This is a genomic window from Vibrio sp. 10N.261.52.C11 (assembly GCF_041471405.1).
Classification (GTDB): Bacteria; Pseudomonadota; Gammaproteobacteria; order Enterobacterales; family Vibrionaceae; genus Vibrio; species Vibrio crassostreae_C.
Window position 1 is genome coordinate 19,621 of sequence record NZ_JBFROI010000077.1, and the last position, 19,592, is coordinate 39,212.

Here is a 19,592-nt window from a genome sequence, read left to right on the forward strand (position 1 = left end):
CAATCTGTTAAATATAAGTAATATCTAATTAAGTGTTGGTTTTATTAGTGTTCTTTTTAGTAGTCTTCTATCTTCTTTATTAAATCGCATAGTGGTCGATTTAATATTCTTGTTATTTATAAGGGCATATATGCTGCATAATAATTTAAGACGTTTCGCTATGTGATGAAAATAAAAAGCCCGCAGTTGAGTGCGGGCTTTGTATTCAATCAATTCAAGTTATGCTTTAACGGCTTCACAATCATTTGAAGAAGTTAAAGGTTTGAAGAATAGCTTTGTTTCTTCGATGACAACGTGGCGTAACAAGATAAGACCGATTAGGTTAGGAATAGCCATTAGGCCGTTCACGATATCCGCCATCAGCCAGATCATGTCGAGCTTTAGGAATGCACCAGAAGCCACCAACGCAATGAAGATGATTTTGTAAGGTAGAACCGCTTTAGTACCCAGCAAGAAAACAACACAGCGCTCACCATAGTAGTTCCAGCCTAAAATCGTTGTAAACGCAAAGAAGATTAAGCCAATCGAAACTAACATTGGACCTAAAGTATCGGCGTTTAAACCCACAGCGAATGCATTAGTGGTCATCGCTGCACCAGAGAGGTCGGTTTGCCAAGCACCCGTTAAGATAAGCGCCAAGCCTGTCATCGTACAGATGATGATGGTGTCAAAGAAGGTACCTGTCATCGAGATAAGGCCTTGCTTCACGCACGAGTCCGTTTTAGCCGCTGCTGCTGCCATAGGCGCACTACCTAGGCCTGATTCGTTCGAGAATACACCACGAGCGATACCTGATTGGATAGCAAGCATGATGCTTGCACCAAAGAAACCACCGGTTGCAGCGGTGTTGGTAAACGCAGAGGTCACAACAAGGGTAATAGCATTGAGTAGTTGGTCGGCATTGGAAACCAGAACGCTTAAACACGCGACGATGTACATGATAGCCATGGTAGGAACGACTTTTCCTGCGACCTTAGCGATAGATTGAATGCCACCAAGGGTTACCACTGCCACCAATATCGTAAGAACGACAGCAGACATTTCACGAGAAGCACCAAATGAAATTTCAGTCGCGTCTAAGATAGCGTTAACTTGTGGGAAGGTACCAATACCGAAGCAGGCAACACCTAACGCGAAGATAGCGAACATTACCGCTAAGATTCGTGAGCCGACACCGTATTGCAGGTAGTACATTGGGCCGCCAACCATTTCGCCATTGCTATCGGTTCTACGGTATTTAACGGCAAGTAGACATTCTGCGTATTTGGTCGCCATACCAAATACAGCGGCAAGCCACATCCAGAATAGGGCACCAGGGCCACCAATCTTGATTGCGGTCGCTACACCTACGATATTACCTGTACCAATAGTTGCGGAAAGTGCTGTACACAAAGCGGCGAAACTCGATACGTCACCCGTACCGGACTTGTCTTTGGTGAACACCATTTTTAGTGCAGTTGGAAGGTGTCTAAACTGGAGTAAGCCTAAGCGAAAAGTAAAGTAGATCCCCGTTCCCACTAGCAGAATAAGCAGTGGTGGTCCCCAAACGAATTGGTTGATGGTTTGAAGTGTAGCTTGTAGATGGTTCATAGTTTCCCCTTAATAAATTAAAAATTTAAGGAGAAGAGGGAAGGCAGTGCAGATCACAGGGATCGATAGCACTACTTAATACATACGGATTTCTAGATAGAATTCTTTTGTTAATTAAGGCTGTTGCTTTCCACTCCTCTGTCCTTTTGCCTGAGAGTTTCACTTAGCGAATCACTTATAGATAAGTAACGGGCACTAAGCTTGCTCCTTCGGCGACCGCTTGCTACAAAAAAAGTAGTACGGTTCTCTCCAGAGGTTCCTCCAACGACAGTCCTCACTTTTCTGGATTTCTCCAGCACAAAGCGCCTGAAAGATTTACTTCTTCGGCGGGTTTATCTAACTAAATGTTAATATTTAGTTAAAAACCACTCTCCTGCAGTCTTCATCGGAACAATTACCTAAATAATTAGGTAATCTGTAGGCGTATCCTAGATCATATAAAATGTGATGTCAGCTACAAAATATCTGTTTGCTCAAATGTTGTTCAACTAAATGATCAAACAACGAGTCTCTGACGTAACTTGCTTATTTAAATGGTATAAAATAGAGAAACAAGGAGGAGTTATGACTCGATTAATAGCGATTGTTTTTTTATTGGCTTTGGCATTTGTGCTGTTTCGTTACCGGACAAACGAAAAACTGCAAAAATGGGTAGTGATTGTTATCGTTAGCAGCTTCCTTTTGTATACTGCCAGCCTGATGATTTCGGAGTTAACTCGTTAAATCTGTCTGTGAGCAGATAGGATAAACGTGTTAGCAAAGCTCAAGTGCTTCTGGCTTGGGCAATAGGTTTAGTTGAGCTTAAAGTATCAGTATCAGTGACCGTGTAACGTTAAACAAATTTTTGGGAGTACCCGCTAGTGAACCAGCAATCTGGACAAAGCGAACAAGATGAAGTGGTTGTTATTGAAGAACGCGATAAGCGCAGTCAGCTTTATATCGGCATTGCTGCGGTTATAGGTTTGGCGTTAGGTGGCTTGATCGGTTCTACAATCACGGCTTCGAAGTGGGAGTCCACTTATCAGGTACTCGAAACTCGTTATCAAGAACTGCATGACAGCAGAGCACAGTTGATGACATCCGTTGAAACTAAAGTGGCAAAAGTTGATACCGAATTCGATGCGAAAGTAGAAGCCGCTCTAGTGAAACAAACGGAAGAGCATCAAAAAGAGCTCCAGGAATTAGCGAAGCAGTCTTCGGTTTTAGAGAAGGCGAACTACTCGTTAGAGCAACAGCTAAATGAACAGAAGCAAACGTTAGAGCAAACTCAGCAAGACAACCAGAAACTTAATCGTCAGGCTGACATGCAATCGACTTTGTTTGAGCGTGCGCGTGAAGTTTTCCGAAAAGAATTACAGATTTCTCAAGAACTTGAAAAACTTGAGAAAGAAAGAGATCAACTCGAGCAGAATCTTGGTTCTCTTAAGAAAGCGTGTGATGTTTACTTAGATGGCACATCATGGGATGCGAAATCTGACGCGTGTGAGAAGCAAGATAACGCTAACTCTCGACTGAGTGATATAAGACAAATGATTGAAGTCCACACCATGGATCTCAAGCAGATCAAAACGCTCACTGAAGAGATGGGTCTATAAGCCGAAGGCTTTACCAACCTAACGTTAGTTTTGCATTAAATATTGAAACGCCCACATCACACACGTGATGTGGGCGTTTTGCGTTTGTCGAGAGCATAGATCCGGTGCGTTCTCATTATTGATTATTTAAGTGTTTTCATTGTTTGCTTAGATATTTGTGAATAGTTACGTATATCCACAATGATATGTTACTTGTTGTCTATTAAATGACTTTGCATACATATTTTCAGCTCAGAGTCGCTGCATAATAGTGTTGTTCAGGATGAACACGCAGTCGATTGCTAGCTCGCATTTGGCTGCTTTGACGACAAGGGATGGAGTGATGCCAGAGTATCTTTGTGAGAACTGCACCATAGCTTATTGTTTCGATGATTGTCGCTCGCCATTAGCGCAAAAAGAGATGATCAAAGTAGAAGAGTTGGTTCGTCGTGTCGATGTTGAACACGATGATGAACAGAGTGAAAAGGGTGAAAAGAGTGAGCAGGGCATTGAAGGTAGTTATTCGCCTAATCGTTCAGACATAAAAAATCCCCACAAGCCAAGCTGGTAGGGATTTTGGATAAGTTGCAGTCCTGTTCTCGCTTTCTCAAGCAAAGGGTCTTACAAAAATTTTTAGAACAGTTTCGTTTTTAGAGCTGTGTCGTTTCTTAGAATGCAGTTAGCTACTAGAGCAAAACCTCATTCCACTAAACGTTATTTCTCATACGTTTTGATTTCGCCTGATTTCACACGAGCAACAAACGATTGCAGTTCTTTCTTCACAACTGGCATCAAGAAGTACAGACCAAGAATGTTGAAGATAGACATCGCAAAGATAGCCGCATCAGAGAAGTCGATTACCGCACCAAATTGAATCGTGGCACCAATAACAACAAACACACAGAACATCACTTTGAAAATCAGCTCTGTTGTTTTGCCTTCACCAAATAGGTAAGTCCAAGCTTTAAGACCGTAGTACGACCAAGAGATCATGGTAGAAAACGCAAACATGATTACTGCGAGAGCGAGTGTGTATTTGAATACTTCTGCCGTTTCAGTAAACGATGCAGCAGTCAGCGTTACGCCCGTTAAACCAGAACCATCGAATGGACCTACGTTTAAGCCAGCAATAGTGATAACCAATGCGGTCATTGTACAAATGATTACCGTATCAACGAACGGTTCTAATAGTGATACTAGACCTTCGGTGATTGGTTCTTTTGTTTTAACCGCTGAGTGAGCGATAGCTGCTGAACCTACACCTGCTTCGTTCGAGAACGTTGCACGTTTCAAGCCTTGAATTAACGCACCAATAAATCCACCAACAACACCTTCACCAGTAAATGCACCTGTAAAGATTGCGCTGAACGCAGGGCCGACTTGATCAAGGTTAGAACCGATAACAATCAGAGCCATACCGATATACAGAGCAGCCATCCAAGGAACAACTTTTTCCGTTACCGATGCGATAGAAGGCATACCACCAACAATCACAGAGAAAACTAAAGAAGCAAGTACAAGGCCAGTGATCACACCGTATTCACTTGGTACATCAAATGCGTAAGTTAACATGGCGTGTGCTTGGTTAGCTTGGAACATGTTACCGCCGCCCAATGCGCCCAAAATACACATTAATGCGAAACCAATAGCGAGCACTTTACCTAGTCCGCCTAAACCTCTTTCACCCAGACCTTGGCTTAGGTAGTACATTGGACCACCCGAAACAACACCTGAAGGTAGGATAGTTCGGTATTTCACACCTAAGGTACACTCACAGAACTTAGAAGCCATACCCAGAAGGCCACACAAGATCATCCAGAATGTCGCGCCAGGGCCACCAATCGCAAGTGCAGCACCCACACCGGCAATGTTACCAAGCCCGACGGTTCCAGAAAGGGCAGTAGCTAAAGCTTGAAAATGGGAAACTTCGCCGTCTTCTATTGAGTTAGGGTCTGTGTACTTGCCTCTAATGATATCTACAGCCATACCGACTCGCTTAAATTGAACGAAGCCAAAGTAAACAGTAAAGATCAACGCAGCGAGTAATAACCAGCCAACAATAATAGGGAAGTTGGCTTCGCCAACCGGTACACTTTTAAATATGAGTCCAACGAACCATCCTGTGTAGTCGTTGAAAAACCCATCAACACTTTGACTTAAGTTGCTGATAGCTTGGTTAAATGATCCTTCTTCTGCAAATGCACTGGAACTAAACAATAATATAAACCCAAAAAATAATTCACGTATGTTTTTCATGGTTTTCCCTGTCTTTTTAATAAATTATGTTTGTTGCTGTTGTGTTTGTTTTCTATTTGATTTGTATATCTCAGTGGTTTATCTACTTCATTCGACGGCAACATAAACGGCTGTAGCTAGGTCGAAAAACGAAATAAATATAAGTACTGATCTTGCTTTGTATGGATATCCTTTTGGTATGTGCACCAATAAGACTATGGTATTCGGGCTACCAAGTCCTACTGATAATCCTATACATAAAAATAATGCCAACAAAGAAATTTTTACAATAAATTTACAATTGTTCGGGTTTTGTCATCATTTGGGAATAAGTCGATGCTTTTTAGGCCGAGAAAAGTATATGCAGTAGTTGTTTTAGGGGCGGGTGAAGGATAATTCAGAGTGATGGGCTGTCGGGACATAGAGGGGGACATAGAGGGCGCGTAGGGGATTTCGAGTATTCGATATGTTTTCGAGGTGTATAAACATTCTAAGGCTGAAAGTGTATTCGGATCTTAGGATATTAAAAAAGCCCTTTATAAGAGCTTTTTTGATGAGCGGAAAGCATGACTACTTTCCGATAGCACATAAAACTAAACGGCTCGATCACTATTGCTATTGCCAACCGTGCTTTTGCTGGATTTGTGGTAGAGCTTAAGTGCCAATAACGAACCCCACAACAAAACTTGTCCCCAGAGTAATGTCCATTGAGATGCCACTTCTTGCCAAGATGCACCCATCTGATTAAGTGCTAAGAAGCCTTGGATAGCCGGTGTGCTTGGGAATAGCTGTGATAACAGAACTAACCATTCAGGCATCATTTCAACTGGCCAGATAAAACCTGAAGAGAAGATCAGTGGCATTGAACTGATTAACACTACTACCGTGACGAGTTCTCTTCGTGGTACTAACTCACCAATCAAAATCCCTATCAAACAACTGGCCAGTAAGAAGGGCAGAAGTAAGGTTAAGATCTGTGTTGTTGAGGCGATCTGGTTTATCCCATACATCGAAAAGCTAGCGCCGAAGTAGTACATCGACAACAGGTAATAAATGCCGACTAAGGTACAACAGCGGGCAAGCATCAATTTCGCTGGAGAGGTCTTACTCCAGTAACCAAATGTCGATTGAGCATTTTGGGTCGCGCCAACTAAACCAGAAGCCATGGCTAAGGTTTGTTGCAGGATCAAAACAAAGACGGCTGGAACTACGTAATCGATGTATCCCATGCGACTATTAAACGTTGGTTTCAGGTTCAAGCTGAATACACTGTAACCTTTGGCTGCCGATTCTAAAGGCACACCTTCGACTAACAAATGGCTGACCTTAACTTGCGCAGCTAACGTACCACCGGCCTTGGCAAGCCCTTCAACAATGGTTCCGTAGACCAAGAAGTAAGAAGCATCACCAGCGTAAGAAAGTGTCGGGCTCTTACCGAGCAGCAAGTCTTTATAGAAGTTTTCTGGAATGACGAGGAACCCACCAATCTCTTGGTTAAGTACGGCTTGTTTCGCATCGGCGATGGTGGAGTCTCGACGAACCAATTCGATTTGAGAGGTGGCATCCACCATACGCTCTAATTGATAGCTGCTTTGACTCTTATCCAAGTTCACAACCGAAGCTTTCAGTTGTTGAGGAACTTGGTTCGCGTAAGGCAATGGATACAAGAATGAATAGAAGACCACACCACCAAATACTGTAAGAAGCACGACAGGGTTGCGCAATACCGCTAAGAGTTCTTGCTTGAGCAGTTGAGTAAAGCTCATCGTTTTACTCCTTGTTGTGCTGATGCTTCTGGCTGTGTTGACGGCGTTGTTTTTGCAGATATAGCTGCTTTTGTAGATGGATCTGCTTGTGCAGTTAGAGTTGATTGCGCCAAGTGTTTCTTAATTAGCAACATTACCACGAAAGCAGGAACTGCGTACCACAACATAGAAGAGAGGCTGATCAAAGACTGTGCTGCGCTCACACCATAACTAGACTGCGCCGTTTGTACTTCGATGTAATGACTCACGGGCAATAAGCTTCTCCAAATTTGAGCAGCTGCGTTCATGTCTGTTACTGGAAAGGTAATACCCATGAACGCAAAGCTTGGTGCCGTAAATGCGCCAGCGAAACTCATCGCCCTTGCTGGATCAAGTGTTAAGAAGAAAAACAAACAACCCATAATGATACAACTGATCACGGTTAGCAGTTGGGCAATAGTCAATGCCACAAAGCTGCCGTTAAATGGCCAGTCTAAGAGCACATAGAACCAAAAACTAAACGCGATACCAAACATCAAAAACAAGACAAGGTAGGGCGTTAATGTTGATGCGAGTGACTTCATAGGGGCGTTGGATAACCAAGCGTGAAGCCCACGAGCTCTAACGTTCGCCGTCAAAACCAATATCGTGCCCACCACAATCATGATCTGCCACAGTGCAGGAATAACCGCAGACACCAAGAACTGTGCATAACTGGTGTTCTTGTTGAACAGCGGCGTGATCTGGCTTTGTACCGTTACTGCTTGGCCTAATGCGGATTGCACCGTGGTATCACCGTGTGACAGCTGTTTCACGACTTCAAGTTGCGCGTTAAAAGTCCCTTGAGCCTGCAGCAAGGCAGAGTTCACCAGCTTACCGATTAAGATAAATTGGCTGTTATAGAATACAGACACTTGCGGATTCAAGCCGAGCAGAAGGTCTCGGTCGAAGTGCCTTGGTATCACAACATAACCATAGATATCACGTTCGATCATCGCTTTCGCCGCATCACTCGCAGAGCTGTATTTCTGAGTGACTTGCAGCGTTGGTGACGCATCAACAAGGCGTGTGAACTGTTGCGAGATTTGACTGTGCTCAAGGTCGACAACTGCGACCGGTAAGTCACGAGCGATCCCTTGTGAAAAAATCAGCCAGATACTGGCAGCAAGCAGCAAAGGAATCCAAGTTAGGCAAGACAACAACCATTTGTCTTTGCGGACAATCGCCCACTGCCGAAGCAAGGTATTCTTCGCTCTATGATGTTCAGTTGATTGCAAGCCTCTAGATTGCGATCCAGTATATTGAGAGTTAGCAGACATAAGTCACCTAAAGCTCAACCACTAGGCTCATGCCCATACGCAGTGTTTCGCTCGTATCGACAGGGTGCGCTTCTACTTCAAAAGTACGTAAATCGAAGCCTTGTGCTGCGTCTGTTGAGCGCCAAGTTGCGAAATCACCCATTACGGCGATGTGAGTTACTTGGAAAGTTAATGATTTATTCAGAGCCGGTAGGTACGCCTCAAACTGGCTGCCTTTCTCGAAATGCTTAAGCATGTCTTCACGAACATTGAGCACAGCCCAAGCATCCTTGGTGTCGATAACAGTCACAACAGGGAAGCCTTGTGGTGCAAGTTCTCCACTGCTCAATAGAACCTGAGAGACTTCGCCATTAAACCAGCTGTGGATCTGTGTGTCTTTTGCGTAAGCTTCAACTTCCGCTACCGCACCCGCTGCCATTAACGCTTTTTGAGTGGCGGCCACTTTGGTTTCGTCACGCGCACCTTCTTGCGCTAATTGATACATTTGGAATGCAGCGCTTTCGGTGTACTTCGCCGCTTGCCACTGTGTTTTGGCTTCATCACGCTTCTGCTCGGCAACCACACCATCGTTGTAAAGGTTGTTTACACGTTGGTAGGTTTTGTCCATCAGATCGGCAGCTGCTTTGGCTTTCAACCATTGGTCTTTAGCCGCTTGGATCTGTTGAGTACGCGCGCCATTCTCTGCTTCTTGTGCTAATGCACCAGCGGCTTTCTGACCAGCTTTTGCTTGCTCTAGCTTCGCATCAATCTCAGGGCTTAGTAGAGAGAAGATCAATTCGCCTTTTTCAACCGAATCGCCTTTGCGCACGAATATTTCATCAATTCTGCCAGGTACTTTCGATGAGATGCTGTATTGCTGCGCATCGATTTGACCTTGAAGCTTAACCGGCTGAGGTTGATAAGCTTGATAGAAACTGTATCCGACCCAGCCAATAACGCCGATACCAACTAAAGATAGAAGAAGGGGCTTAATAGGTTTCATGAATTATCCTTTTGACTGGCTAACGGTGTCTGTTTTTGAGTCGAAATCAGACGGAACAGAGGAGGTTAAGTAACTGGAGTAAGCATTCATTTCGCTGGTTAGCGCTAACAGCTTGTTGAGAGAGATTAGGTATTTGAAGCGAGCAGCAGATTGCTGGGTTTTAATGCTCGCAAGATAAAGCTCGGCATCAACCACTTCTAATGAGTTAGATAACCCTTGTGTGAAGGCTTTTTTACGAAGTAATAGGTTTTCCTGAGCTAAAGACAAGCTCGAGTTCAGGCCTTGAACCTCTTCAATGGCTTGGTTTGCTTCAAGGTAAGTCTTTTGTACCAACACGGTTAAGTCTTGCTTAGCTTGTGACTTAAGGAATTGAACCTGTGATACGGCACTGTGAGCCGCAGCGACTTTGTCGGAACGGCCAGAGGTATCAAGCAGTGGCACATTCACACCAATGCCAACCAACCAATCGGGTTTCATTTCACTGGCTAGAGAGTCATCTTCATACAGGCTGTAATCACCATAAAGGTAAACCTCTGGGTAGTATTTACCTTTCTCGGCTTTAATTAAGCTGCTTGCTTGTTTCTCTTTTGCATCAAGAATCTTAAGGCCGGGGTAGGTCATGAGTGTCTGGTCAATGAACACGTCCATATGAGGCAGGTTCTTATTGATAAACAGTTGTTCAGAGGGTTCTACACTTTCATTTTGACCAAGGATTTGGGTCAACGCCAATTGCGCAATTTTAAGATCGTTCTGAGCTTTCGTGCGCTCTACAATCGCTTTATCTAAAGAAGCATCGGCTTGTAGGCGCTCTACTCGGGCGATTTGTCCTTGCTGTTCAAGCTTGATGGCGAAATCACGATGCTGAGTTAAGCCTGCTTCAACGGCTTGACGCGTTCTCACAACGTCTTCCGCTAAGATCACCGAGAAGTAATACTTACTTAAGTCTTCGTAGCGAGCTTGCTTCTCCATCAACAGTTGGCTTTGCGCTTCTTCGCTTTTACCTTCAGCCGCATTTTGCGCAGCGGTTATTCGACCACCTGTAAAAATGGGCCACACTGCGCGAATAGAAGAGCTGAAGATATCTTGCTCGGTAATCGTTGAGGTAACGCCACCTAATATGGGCTGAAGAATCCCGCCAATAGCCCCCAAATTTGGTACGCCGCTCAAGCTATCGGCAAACTGTTCACCATTAATCGTCACATCACTATCAAGGTGCGTGTAGTTAGCCCCTAAGGTAATAGAAGGAAGATTGAGGCTACTTGTTGAGTTCTGAAGGTGTTGATAACGTTCAACGTTGGCTTGTTGAGCCGCAAGAGAGTTGTTGTTCTCTTGGAGAATTTGCCACGCTTCAGAAAAAGTGAGCGGAGCTGCATAGCCTGGCGAAGCCATAGTGCCGAGAAGCATACTGGCGATCGCAAGGTATCGGAATTTTGGTTTGGTCATCTGCATTAAATACCAATTAGAGTATTAACTCTAATGTTAACAGGGCGATAGTCATTTGTCTTGAATAGATTGTCTCATATGAATAGAAATTCTCATAACTCGTTAATCAAGTGTAAATAAGATTGAGTGACGTGAATATCAAAGATAAATGAAACTTAAAAAGCACGCATAAGCATGCTCTTTAAGTTCAGTATAGAAGTGTTTTTACAAAATGAAGTGGCTTATTTAAAGCTAGGACAATGGTGATCGGCGCGCCATACCAATTGTCTTGAACCTTGCATTGTTTGTAATAAATCTCTACCTGACATTTGCGGGAATGCTAACAATACCTTGAGATCGAGAGGGGAGGTGCCATCTTTCTCATAGGCTCTTACGTGAGTAAAAGTCGATTGTAAGTGTTTGAACAGCATAGTCTTAGTAAGACAAATTCCAAAGTTATCGCGTTTCATTGCCTTGTTTCCTTTTCAACAATGTTTATACGTTATGTTTGTTATCCTGTTTCTATTGGACGTTGCCACTGACTGATCGATACTTCCTGCTCATCAATGTTTTATTATTGGGTGATGCTTTTATCAGTCACCTCTTCGTTGTCTGGCTAGCCGAGTTTGAAATAGCGATGGATGAATAGGGGAGAATACTTAATCCGTTTGTTCATCATTCGTAACGGCGAGCGTGCAACTTTTAGTTATAGATACGTCCAGCGAGCGAAGGGTTGTTGCTATTTTGTTAATCGAAGTTTCGATTCAAAGCGCGGTCTGAAAATCATGACCTATGGCTTAGCAACAATAAACTTCTTCATATGCAACCATTATAATTGTCTTTATTTTAAACAACCTTAAAAACACCTAAAAGCTTAGTGATCTAGCTCAATATTTATTCGTTTATTTTGGTTTTTAAGCTAATCAGTCCTAAAAATGAACGATTAATCGAGATGAACAACGTAAAGGATTATCAATTAACAATCTGCTCAATTATTTAGTTGAGTAGCAGTCACAAATTCACGCCCCTAGAAAGGTCATGCGATTAACTTGGTGTTAACATTGATCGTCTAACATTAGGGACGGTGGAATATGAAATGGAGCAGTATCAGTTTCCGTAAAAGGTTACTGATTATCATGACGGTCACTGGCCTCGTTGAACTTTTGATTCTTGCAGCGGCTGGTTTTTATTACATCAAACAATCTCAAGAACAAGAGATGGGTTTGAAAGCGTTAGGTGTTGCTGAATTTCTATCTGAATCGCCGCTTGTCACCAGTATTATTCAAGAAAATGGGACGTTGGACCCTAATGGCGTTCCCTACGTTCTGTCTGAAGAAACCCAAGTTAAATTTCGTAACCTTACTCAGCTCATTGGCGCGGCGTTTATCGTTGTGGGAGATGATAAAGGTATCCGCCTGATTCACCCTTATGATGACAGGCTCGGTAAACCCATGCGTGGTGGCGATAACCAAAAAGCATTGGTATTGGGCGAGTCTTATGTGTCGACAGCCAAAGGATCGCTGGGTTTTTCAGTTCGCGGTAAATCCGCGGTAAAAGACCCCCAAGGTACCGTTATTGGCGTGGTGTCAGTTGGTTACTTATTGGATTCTTTGCAAGATCGAATCGAACCTTACTTAGCCTTTTTGATTGTGATGGCGTTGCTGGTGGTTGCGGTAAACGCTTTGATTTCGAGTTATGTATCTCGTCGTTTTCAGCGCGCTATTTTAGGCTTTGAGCCTGAAGAGATAGGCCGACTGTATGTTGAGCTAGATGTAACCATGAGTACCGTGAAAGAGGGCATTCTGAGCCTCGATAAGCACGGCATTTTACGTTCAATTAATAAAAGTGCCTGCGATATTTTATCGATAGACAGGGATAAAGCACTCAATCAACAGCGCCTTTCTGATGTATTGCCAGGCAGTGATTTAGAACAACTGCTATCAACCGGCGACACCGACCACGATGTTGAGTTGTATTTAAACAATAAGCGAATTATTGCCAACCGTAGCCCCATTATAGTGGCAGGTGAAGTGGTCGGAGCGGTATCGAGTTTCCGATTACGAGATGAAATTAACGATTTAACAGACCAGCTCTCACAAACCAAAGAATATGCAGATCTACTGCGTTCACAAACCCATGAGCATCAAAACAAGCTCAACACCATCAGTGGCTTGATTCAGATGGGCGAGCTGGATTCAGTCCAGCAATTGATTGGTCAAGAAACCGCGCACTATCAAAGCTTGATCGAGTTTTTACGTGAAACCGTTAAAGACCCGCTCATCGCAGGTATGCTCCTTGGGAAAACGGAGCGCGCGCGAGAAATTGGTTTAGAGCTTAAAGTTGAAGAAGGCTCAAGGCTTGAAGCTCTGCCTAGCTGGTTAAACGCGGATGACGTTGTCACAATCCTTGGCAACCTGATTGATAACGCCTTTGATGCCACCATGACGGCGATTAAGCAAGAGGGTCAAATTGCACCAGCGCGTCGGGTTATTGAAGTTTCAATCAGTGATTTTGGTAATGAAATTATCGTAGAAGTAGAAGACAAAGGGTGCGGTTTGCCGAAAGAGTTGGCGACCAAAGCACTCACCGAAAAAGGCGTATCGAGCAAAGCGAAGCAAAATCGTGGTGTGGGTTTGTATCTGATAAAGCAGCTGGCAGACCGATATCAAGGGCAGCTTGAAATGGTCGACAACCACGATTTTGGCACGCGAATGACGGTTTATCTGCCAAAAGAAGAACAATAATTAAGCACGAAACGATCTTGCGAAGATCATCGTGACGGAAAAAGCATGGTTAAAGGAAGAACATAAATGAACGCAATCACGAGAGTCATGGTCATTGAAGATGATATTGCGATTGCAGAGCTACACCATCGTTATTTAGAACAGATGGGTGGCTTTGACGTGGTCGGCATTGCCACCACACAGTCTGAAGCGCTCATGCAACTGGACATCTTAAAACCTGATTTGGTGTTATTGGACGTGTACCTGCCGGACGGGTGTGGGCTCGATATTCTTAATCACGTAAGAGGGAGCAATCAAGGCTGCGACGTTATCTTGATTACTGCTGCTCGGGATGTGGATACGCTGCAGCAGGCAATGCGCGGGGGAGTGGTGGATTACCTATTAAAACCAGTCATGTTTCCTCGTTTGGAAGCAGCACTGAAGAAGTATCAGTCACAGTTACAAGAGTTCGAAAGCGTGTCTGATTTGAACCAAGGTTTGGTTGATAAGATGCTGCAAGCCAATGCCAAAGCGGACTCAGGAAAAGTGTCAACATTACCAAAAGGGATTGATGGCGTAACGTTGGATAAGATCAGAGCCATTTTTCAGCAAGCTGATGCCGTTAATATTACCGCCGATGAAGCCGGAGAACGAATTGGTGCTAGCCGAACCACCGCCAGACGCTATTTAGAATTTTTGATTACCACTGGTGAGTTAGTCGCAGACTTAAATTACGGTACCGTAGGTCGCCCGGAGCGCTGCTACAACAAAGCGCAAAGATAAACACGACACCATCAAAATAAATATAAAGCCAGTTGAATAAGCTGGTTTTACCTTTTTCTCCCTTTCCTATTGCTCACTCCACCGACCAGATACCGTTCTTTCTTGACTACACTGTTTGAGAATGCCGATTTGCTTCTCCCTCGGGTCAAATGAACGGAACTATCGATTAGAATTTGTTCGAAATGAGTCAATATTTAATCGATTGCTTTCACAGTGGTTGATGTAAATCAAATAGTCATAGACAATACTGTCCCGAATAGAGGTGATAGCTTTCACCCTCGTTTACCAAACGCATTCTCAAATTTAATAGGCGCTTACTATTGATGTAATAGTTAAGACCTATTATCTATTTTCGTATGTCGCTGATACCTTTGGCGAATACTAAAAACCTTGTTTTTATAGGAAAGATGATGGTAATACCTGAAAACAGCAGCATCGTTATTTTTGGTGCGTCGGGAGATCTAACTTACCGTAAGTTAATTCCTGCTTTGTACCACCTGTATGCTAGCAATCAACTACCAGAATCCTTTGCGATTCTTGGAGTGAGCCGTACTGAGTACAGCGATGAGTCTTACCGTGAGAAGCTGAAGAAGTCTCTTCAGGAAATGGAAAAAACTGAGCCAGAGACGCTGAATGCATTTATTGAACATCTGCATTACCAAGCGATCAACACTTCAGATGTAAACGACTACGCTCGTTTAGCACAACGTCTAGATAAGCTTGAGCAAGACTACCAATTTGAAAACCATAACACACTGTTCTACTTGGCAACCCCGCCAAGCCTATACGGTGTTATTCCAGCAAACCTTGCTGCGCATGGCCTGAACGATGAAACGAACGGCTGGCGTCGTCTGATCATCGAGAAGCCATTTGGTTACGACTTAGCATCAGCTCAAGCGTTGGATGAAGAGATCCATCATCACTTCCAAGAACACCAGATCTACCGTATTGACCACTACCTTGGTAAAGAAACGGTACAAAACCTTCTAGTGCTTCGTTTCTCAAACGCGATGTTTGAACCACTGTGGAACCGTAACTTCATTGAATACGTTGAAATCACAGGTGCTGAGTTCCTTGGCGTTGAAGAGCGTGGCGGATACTACGACGGTTCTGGCGCTGTTCGTGACATGTTCCAAAACCACCTGCTACAAGTGCTAGCAATGGTGGGCATGGAGCCGCCTGCACAAATTAACGCTGATTCTATTCGTGATGAAGTGGTTAAAGTGCTTCAGTGTCTTAAGCCTCTTGAGGAAGAATACCTGCGTAAAGATCTAGTCTTAGGTCAATACACAGCGTCTGATGTTCGCGGCCAGCATTTGCTCGGTTACCGTGAAGAGCACGGTGTAGCGGATGATTCTCGTACCGAGACTTACATCGGCTTGAAAGCTCACATCAATAACTGGCGTTGGAATGGTGTTCCTTTCTACGTACGTACAGGTAAACGCTTACCAACACGTGTGACTGAAATCGTGATTCACTTTAAGAACACGCCACACCCAGTATTTGGTCAAGATGCACCAGAGAACAAACTGATTATCCGTATCCAACCGGATGAAGGAATTCAGATGAGCTTTGGTTTGAAAGAGCCGGGCGCAGGCTTCAAAGCAAAAGAAGTGAAAATGAACTTCTCTTACTCTGACTTGCCTGAAACTCAAATGCTAACGGCTTACGAGCGTCTTCTTCTTGATGCACTAAACGGTGATGCAACTTTGTTTGCTCGTACCGATGCAGTAGAAGCTTGTTGGAAGTACGTTCAACCAATCTTAGACTTCAAGCAAGATCCTCAAGCGCTGTTTGGCTATGCTTGTGGTACTTGGGGCCCACAGGAAGCGGATGAACTTCTGCAACGTGATGGCCGCGCATGGCGTTTCCCATGCAAAAACTTAACAGACACGGATTACTGCGAACTATGATCAATCACAAGATCTTTGCAACGCCAGAATTGGTCGTTGAAAACCTAGCAAACGAAATGAAAGTGTACAGCGAGCAGGGTAAACCTGTTCACATTTCATTGTCTGGTGGCAGCACGCCAAAAATGCTTTTCAAGCTTTTAGCTCAAGCACCATACGCAGAAGGTATTCAATGGAATAACCTTCACTTTTGGTGGGGCGACGAACGTTGCGTTGCACCAGACGACGCTGAAAGCAACTTCGGTGAAGCGAATACGTTACTTTTCTCAAACGTGAACCTTCCAGCAGAGAACATCCACCGCATCCGTGGTGAAGATGAGCCTAAAGCAGAAGCAGAGCGTTTCGCAAAAGAGATGGCAGACGTAATCCCAACAGAAAACGGCACGCCAGTTTTCGATTGGATTCTGCTGGGTGTTGGCGCAGACGGCCACACAGCTTCACTATTCCCGGGTGCAACCAATTACCAAGATGAGAACCTGTCTGTACTCGCTTCTCATCCGGAGTCTGGTCAAATCCGTGTTTCTAAAACAGCGAAAGTTTTAGAAGCAGCAAAACGAATCAGCTACCTAGTACTAGGTGCAGGTAAAGTTGAGATCGTTAAAGAAATTCATACAACTCCTGCTTCAGAGCTGCCTTACCCGGCAGCGAAAATCCAGTCTAAAACTGGCGAAACAGAGTGGTTCCTAGATTCAAATGCAGCAAGTGCTATCGCATAAGTGCGACTAGCCGCAAGGAGATATAAATAATGAAAGGTGATATCGGTGTAATTGGCCTAGCAGTAATGGGTCAGAACCTTATCCTAAACATGAACGACCACGGCTTCAAAGTTGTGGCTCATAACCGTACTGCTGCTAAAGTAGACGAGTTCCTAGAAGGCCCAGCTAAAGGTACTAACATTGTTGGTGCTTACTCTCTAGAAGAGCTAGTTGAGAAGCTAGAAGCGCCACGTAAAGTGATGCTTATGGTTCGTGCTGGTGACGTTGTAGACACGTTCATCGAAAACCTAATCCCACTTCTAGACGAAGGCGACATCATCATTGATGGTGGTAACACTAACTACCCAGACACTAACCGTCGTGTAGCGCATTGTCGTGAGAAAGGCATCCACTTCATCGGTACTGGTGTATCTGGTGGTGAAGAAGGTGCTCGTTTCGGTCCTTCAATCATGCCAGGTGGTGCGGCTGAAGCTTGGGAAGCGGTTAAGCCAATCTTCCAAGGTATCTCGGCAAAAACTGACGCTGGTGAGCCTTGCTGTGACTGGGTTGGTAACGACGGTGCTGGTCACTTCGTTAAGATGGTACACAACGGCATCGAATACGGTGACATGCAGCTTATCACTGAAGCATACCAGTTCATGAAAGATGGCCTAGGTATGTCTGCTGACGAGATGCAAGCAGTATTCGCTGACTGGAACAAGACTGAGCTAGACAGCTACCTAGTTGAAATCACTGCTGACATCCTTGGCTACAAAGATGAAGACGGTGAAGCGCTAGTTGAGAAGATCCTAGACACTGCAGGCCAAAAAGGTACGGGTAAGTGGACTGGTATCAACGCACTAGACCTAGGTATCCCACTAACACTGATCTCTGAGTCTGTATTCTCTCGTTGCCTGTCTGCTCTTAAAGACCAACGTGTTGAAGCTGAAGCTTTGTTTGAGAAGACAATCACTCCAGTTGAAGGCGACAAGCAAGAGTGGGTTGATGCACTACGTCAAGCTCTACTGGCTTCTAAGATCATCTCTTACGCTCAAGGTTTCATGCTAATGCGTGAAGCGTCGAACGAAAACGGCTGGGACCTAAACTACGGTAACGTAGCGCTAATGTGGCGTGGTGGTTGTATCATCCGTTCTGCATTCCTAGGCAACATACGTGATGCGTACGAAGCAAACCCAGACATCGCGTTCCTAGGTTCTGACGAGTACTTCAAAAACGTCCTACAAGGCAGCCTAGTGGCATGGCGTAAAGTAGCAGCGAAATCTCTAGAGTCTGGTATCCCAATGCCATGTACGATTTCTGCGCTATCTTTCCTAGACGGTTACACAACTGCACGTCTACCAGCGAACCTGCTTCAAGCTCAACGTGACTACTTCGGTGCTCACACTTACGAGCGTACTGACCGTCCACGTGGTGAATTCTTCCACACAAACTGGACTGGTACAGGCGGCGATACTGCTTCTACAACTTACGACGTATAATCGTTAGTTAGAATCAGTTAAGAACCTTGTTGTTCTTATTAGCTGTAAACTAGAAAACAAAAGGATGCCAACTGGCATCCTTTTTTGTTGGTTTGCGTATTTTTAGATGGTCACTTCAAACACACAACTAATTATCGCTTAGGCGGTCATGATATGTGGTTGTACATCGTCGTTGTATTGATCTCGAATGGCCATAAAGCTGTCTAGGTTTTGTTTAGGCGCTTCAACCCACTCTGGGTCAAACATTGAACCAGTGTTTGCTTCTATATAGGCCATCACCTCATTCAGTGACCAAGCGTGTTTATAGGCTCTTTTACTCATTAACGCATCGAATACGTCTGCCAGTTAATAGCGTATGCGCTATTGCTTAACTAAAGTGTTGTTAATGATGATCTGGACGTTAAATAACCATTTTAAAATTAATTTCAAAGATAAATAGGATAACGAGTATGCTTTATGCCATCATAAAGGCATAAATAAGGGCAATGGATGTAATGCCCAAGTGATTGAGCTAGAAATGGTCAGTGATGACGGTGTTCTAGAGTAAATTCAAGGCCTTTAGTTGCCTTGAAAAAGGTAATGTTATGACTGAAGAAGAAAGAATCGAACTGCAACAAAATAACCCGCTACACGGCTTAAAGCTTGAAACCATGATCACTGAATTAGTGGATCACTATGGTTGGGAAATTTTAGATGCGGCAATGCGTATGAACTGCTTTAACACTAAGCCTACAGTGGCAAGCGCAGTTAAATACCTGAAGAAAACCGAATGGGCTCGTGAGAAGGTTGAAAACTTCTACCTTTACCGTTTCAAGCGCATGCCTAAAGCATCGGACATCGAATATCAGATGCCTCCGCGTTCACGTACATTCCGCCATGGGCTAGAGCCTCGTGAGCCAATGGAACTAACGGTTGAGTCTATCCACGCTTCTCAAGCTAAAGCTGCGTCTGCATTTAAAGAGCGCCGCGGCGGTAACGGTCGTAACTTCCGTCGTTAATAAGAAGGCGTCGCTAGAAAGAACCGTCGCTAAATAAGGCGTCGGCGATTAGCACGGCTAATTAGATAAGCGAAAAACACAAAAGGAGCCTATGAGCTCTAATGCCGTTCACTTAAG

Annotated in this window: 16 protein-coding genes, 1 pseudogene and 1 riboswitch; of the genes and pseudogenes, 9 read left to right on the plus strand and 8 right to left on the minus strand. The window is 44.2% G+C overall.

The features are described 5' to 3' along the window. Positions 1–219: 219 nt before the first annotated feature. Positions 220–1,590 (minus strand): alanine/glycine:cation symporter family protein, encoded by a 1,371-nt coding sequence (locus tag AB4323_RS22175; protein WP_372153370.1) that lies wholly within the window; start codon positions 1,588–1,590, stop codon positions 220–222. A gap of 128 nt (positions 1,591–1,718) precedes the next feature. After that, a riboswitch (glycine riboswitch) is annotated at positions 1,719–1,853 on the minus strand. Positions 1,854–2,154: 301 nt separating this feature from the next. On the opposite strand from AB4323_RS22175, the gene AB4323_RS22180 reads away from it, so the two are divergent. The 3 genes from AB4323_RS22180 to AB4323_RS22190 all read left to right on the plus strand — a co-directional run bounded on the left by AB4323_RS22180 (position 2,155) and on the right by AB4323_RS22190 (position 3,735). Then, positions 2,155–2,313, plus strand: coding sequence for a hypothetical protein (locus AB4323_RS22180; RefSeq protein ID WP_004733573.1), 159 nt, complete (start codon positions 2,155–2,157; stop codon positions 2,311–2,313). A gap of 137 nt (positions 2,314–2,450) precedes the next feature. Further along, positions 2,451–3,185, plus strand: a complete 735-nt coding sequence (locus tag AB4323_RS22185) for a chromosome partitioning protein ParA (protein WP_372153372.1) — start codon at positions 2,451–2,453, stop codon at positions 3,183–3,185. Between the two features lie 322 nt (positions 3,186–3,507). Beyond that, on the plus strand, positions 3,508–3,735 hold the full coding sequence (locus AB4323_RS22190) for a hypothetical protein (protein ID WP_065584878.1): 228 nt from the start codon (positions 3,508–3,510) through the stop codon (positions 3,733–3,735). Between the two features lie 143 nt (positions 3,736–3,878). Here the strand turns inward: AB4323_RS22190 and AB4323_RS22195 are convergent, their stop codons facing one another. From AB4323_RS22195 to AB4323_RS22220, 6 genes are all read right to left on the minus strand, one after another. After that, complete coding sequence (locus AB4323_RS22195; protein WP_017063800.1) at positions 3,879–5,420, minus strand: sodium:alanine symporter family protein; 1,542 nt, start codon at positions 5,418–5,420, stop codon at positions 3,879–3,881. Between the two features lie 572 nt (positions 5,421–5,992). Further along, the gene (locus AB4323_RS22200) at positions 5,993–7,165 is read right to left on the minus strand and encodes an ABC transporter permease (protein WP_372153374.1); all 1,173 of its coding nucleotides are present in this window, start codon (positions 7,163–7,165) and stop codon (positions 5,993–5,995) included. Further along, positions 7,162–8,463 (minus strand): ABC transporter permease, encoded by a 1,302-nt coding sequence (locus AB4323_RS22205; RefSeq protein ID WP_372153376.1) that lies wholly within the window; start codon positions 8,461–8,463, stop codon positions 7,162–7,164. Before AB4323_RS22205 ends, AB4323_RS22200 begins: the two co-directional genes overlap by 4 nt. A gap of 7 nt (positions 8,464–8,470) precedes the next feature. Next, positions 8,471–9,445 (minus strand): HlyD family secretion protein, encoded by a 975-nt coding sequence (locus AB4323_RS22210; RefSeq protein WP_372153377.1) that lies wholly within the window; start codon positions 9,443–9,445, stop codon positions 8,471–8,473. Between the two features lie 3 nt (positions 9,446–9,448). Beyond that, a complete protein-coding gene (locus AB4323_RS22215) occupies positions 9,449–10,894 on the minus strand; it encodes a TolC family protein (protein ID WP_372153379.1) in 1,446 nt (481 codons plus the stop codon). Between the two features lie 215 nt (positions 10,895–11,109). After that, on the minus strand, positions 11,110–11,337 hold the full coding sequence (locus tag AB4323_RS22220) for a hypothetical protein (protein WP_009846577.1): 228 nt from the start codon (positions 11,335–11,337) through the stop codon (positions 11,110–11,112). Positions 11,338–11,958: 621 nt separating this feature from the next. Here AB4323_RS22220 and AB4323_RS22225 point away from each other — a divergent pair. The 5 genes from AB4323_RS22225 to gnd all read left to right on the plus strand — a co-directional run bounded on the left by AB4323_RS22225 (position 11,959) and on the right by gnd (position 18,477). Next, the gene (locus AB4323_RS22225; protein ID WP_372153381.1) at positions 11,959–13,611 is read left to right on the plus strand and encodes an ATP-binding protein; all 1,653 of its coding nucleotides are present in this window, start codon (positions 11,959–11,961) and stop codon (positions 13,609–13,611) included. Between the two features lie 66 nt (positions 13,612–13,677). Beyond that, a complete protein-coding gene (locus tag AB4323_RS22230; protein WP_017059715.1) occupies positions 13,678–14,373 on the plus strand; it encodes a response regulator in 696 nt (231 codons plus the stop codon). A gap of 410 nt (positions 14,374–14,783) precedes the next feature. Continuing rightward, a complete protein-coding gene (gene zwf / locus AB4323_RS22235; RefSeq protein WP_065583601.1) occupies positions 14,784–16,286 on the plus strand; it encodes a glucose-6-phosphate dehydrogenase in 1,503 nt (500 codons plus the stop codon). Continuing rightward, positions 16,283–16,999, plus strand: a complete 717-nt coding sequence (gene pgl / locus AB4323_RS22240; RefSeq protein WP_102428963.1) for a 6-phosphogluconolactonase — start codon at positions 16,283–16,285, stop codon at positions 16,997–16,999. The genes zwf and pgl overlap by 4 nt, the downstream gene beginning before the upstream one ends. Positions 17,000–17,028: 29 nt before the next feature. Beyond that, positions 17,029–18,477, plus strand: a complete 1,449-nt coding sequence (gene gnd, locus AB4323_RS22245; RefSeq protein WP_372153383.1) for a decarboxylating NADP(+)-dependent phosphogluconate dehydrogenase — start codon at positions 17,029–17,031, stop codon at positions 18,475–18,477. A 138-nt stretch (positions 18,478–18,615) separates the two neighbouring features. Here gnd and AB4323_RS22250 read toward each other — a convergent pair. Beyond that, positions 18,616–18,822: pseudogene (locus AB4323_RS22250) on the minus strand (metal-dependent phosphohydrolase); the annotation flags it as partial. 239 nt (positions 18,823–19,061) lie between these two features. On the opposite strand from AB4323_RS22250, the gene AB4323_RS22255 reads away from it, so the two are divergent. Further along, positions 19,062–19,475, plus strand: a complete 414-nt coding sequence (locus tag AB4323_RS22255; protein ID WP_010438513.1) for a VF530 family DNA-binding protein — start codon at positions 19,062–19,064, stop codon at positions 19,473–19,475. Positions 19,476–19,592 lie beyond the last annotated feature (117 nt).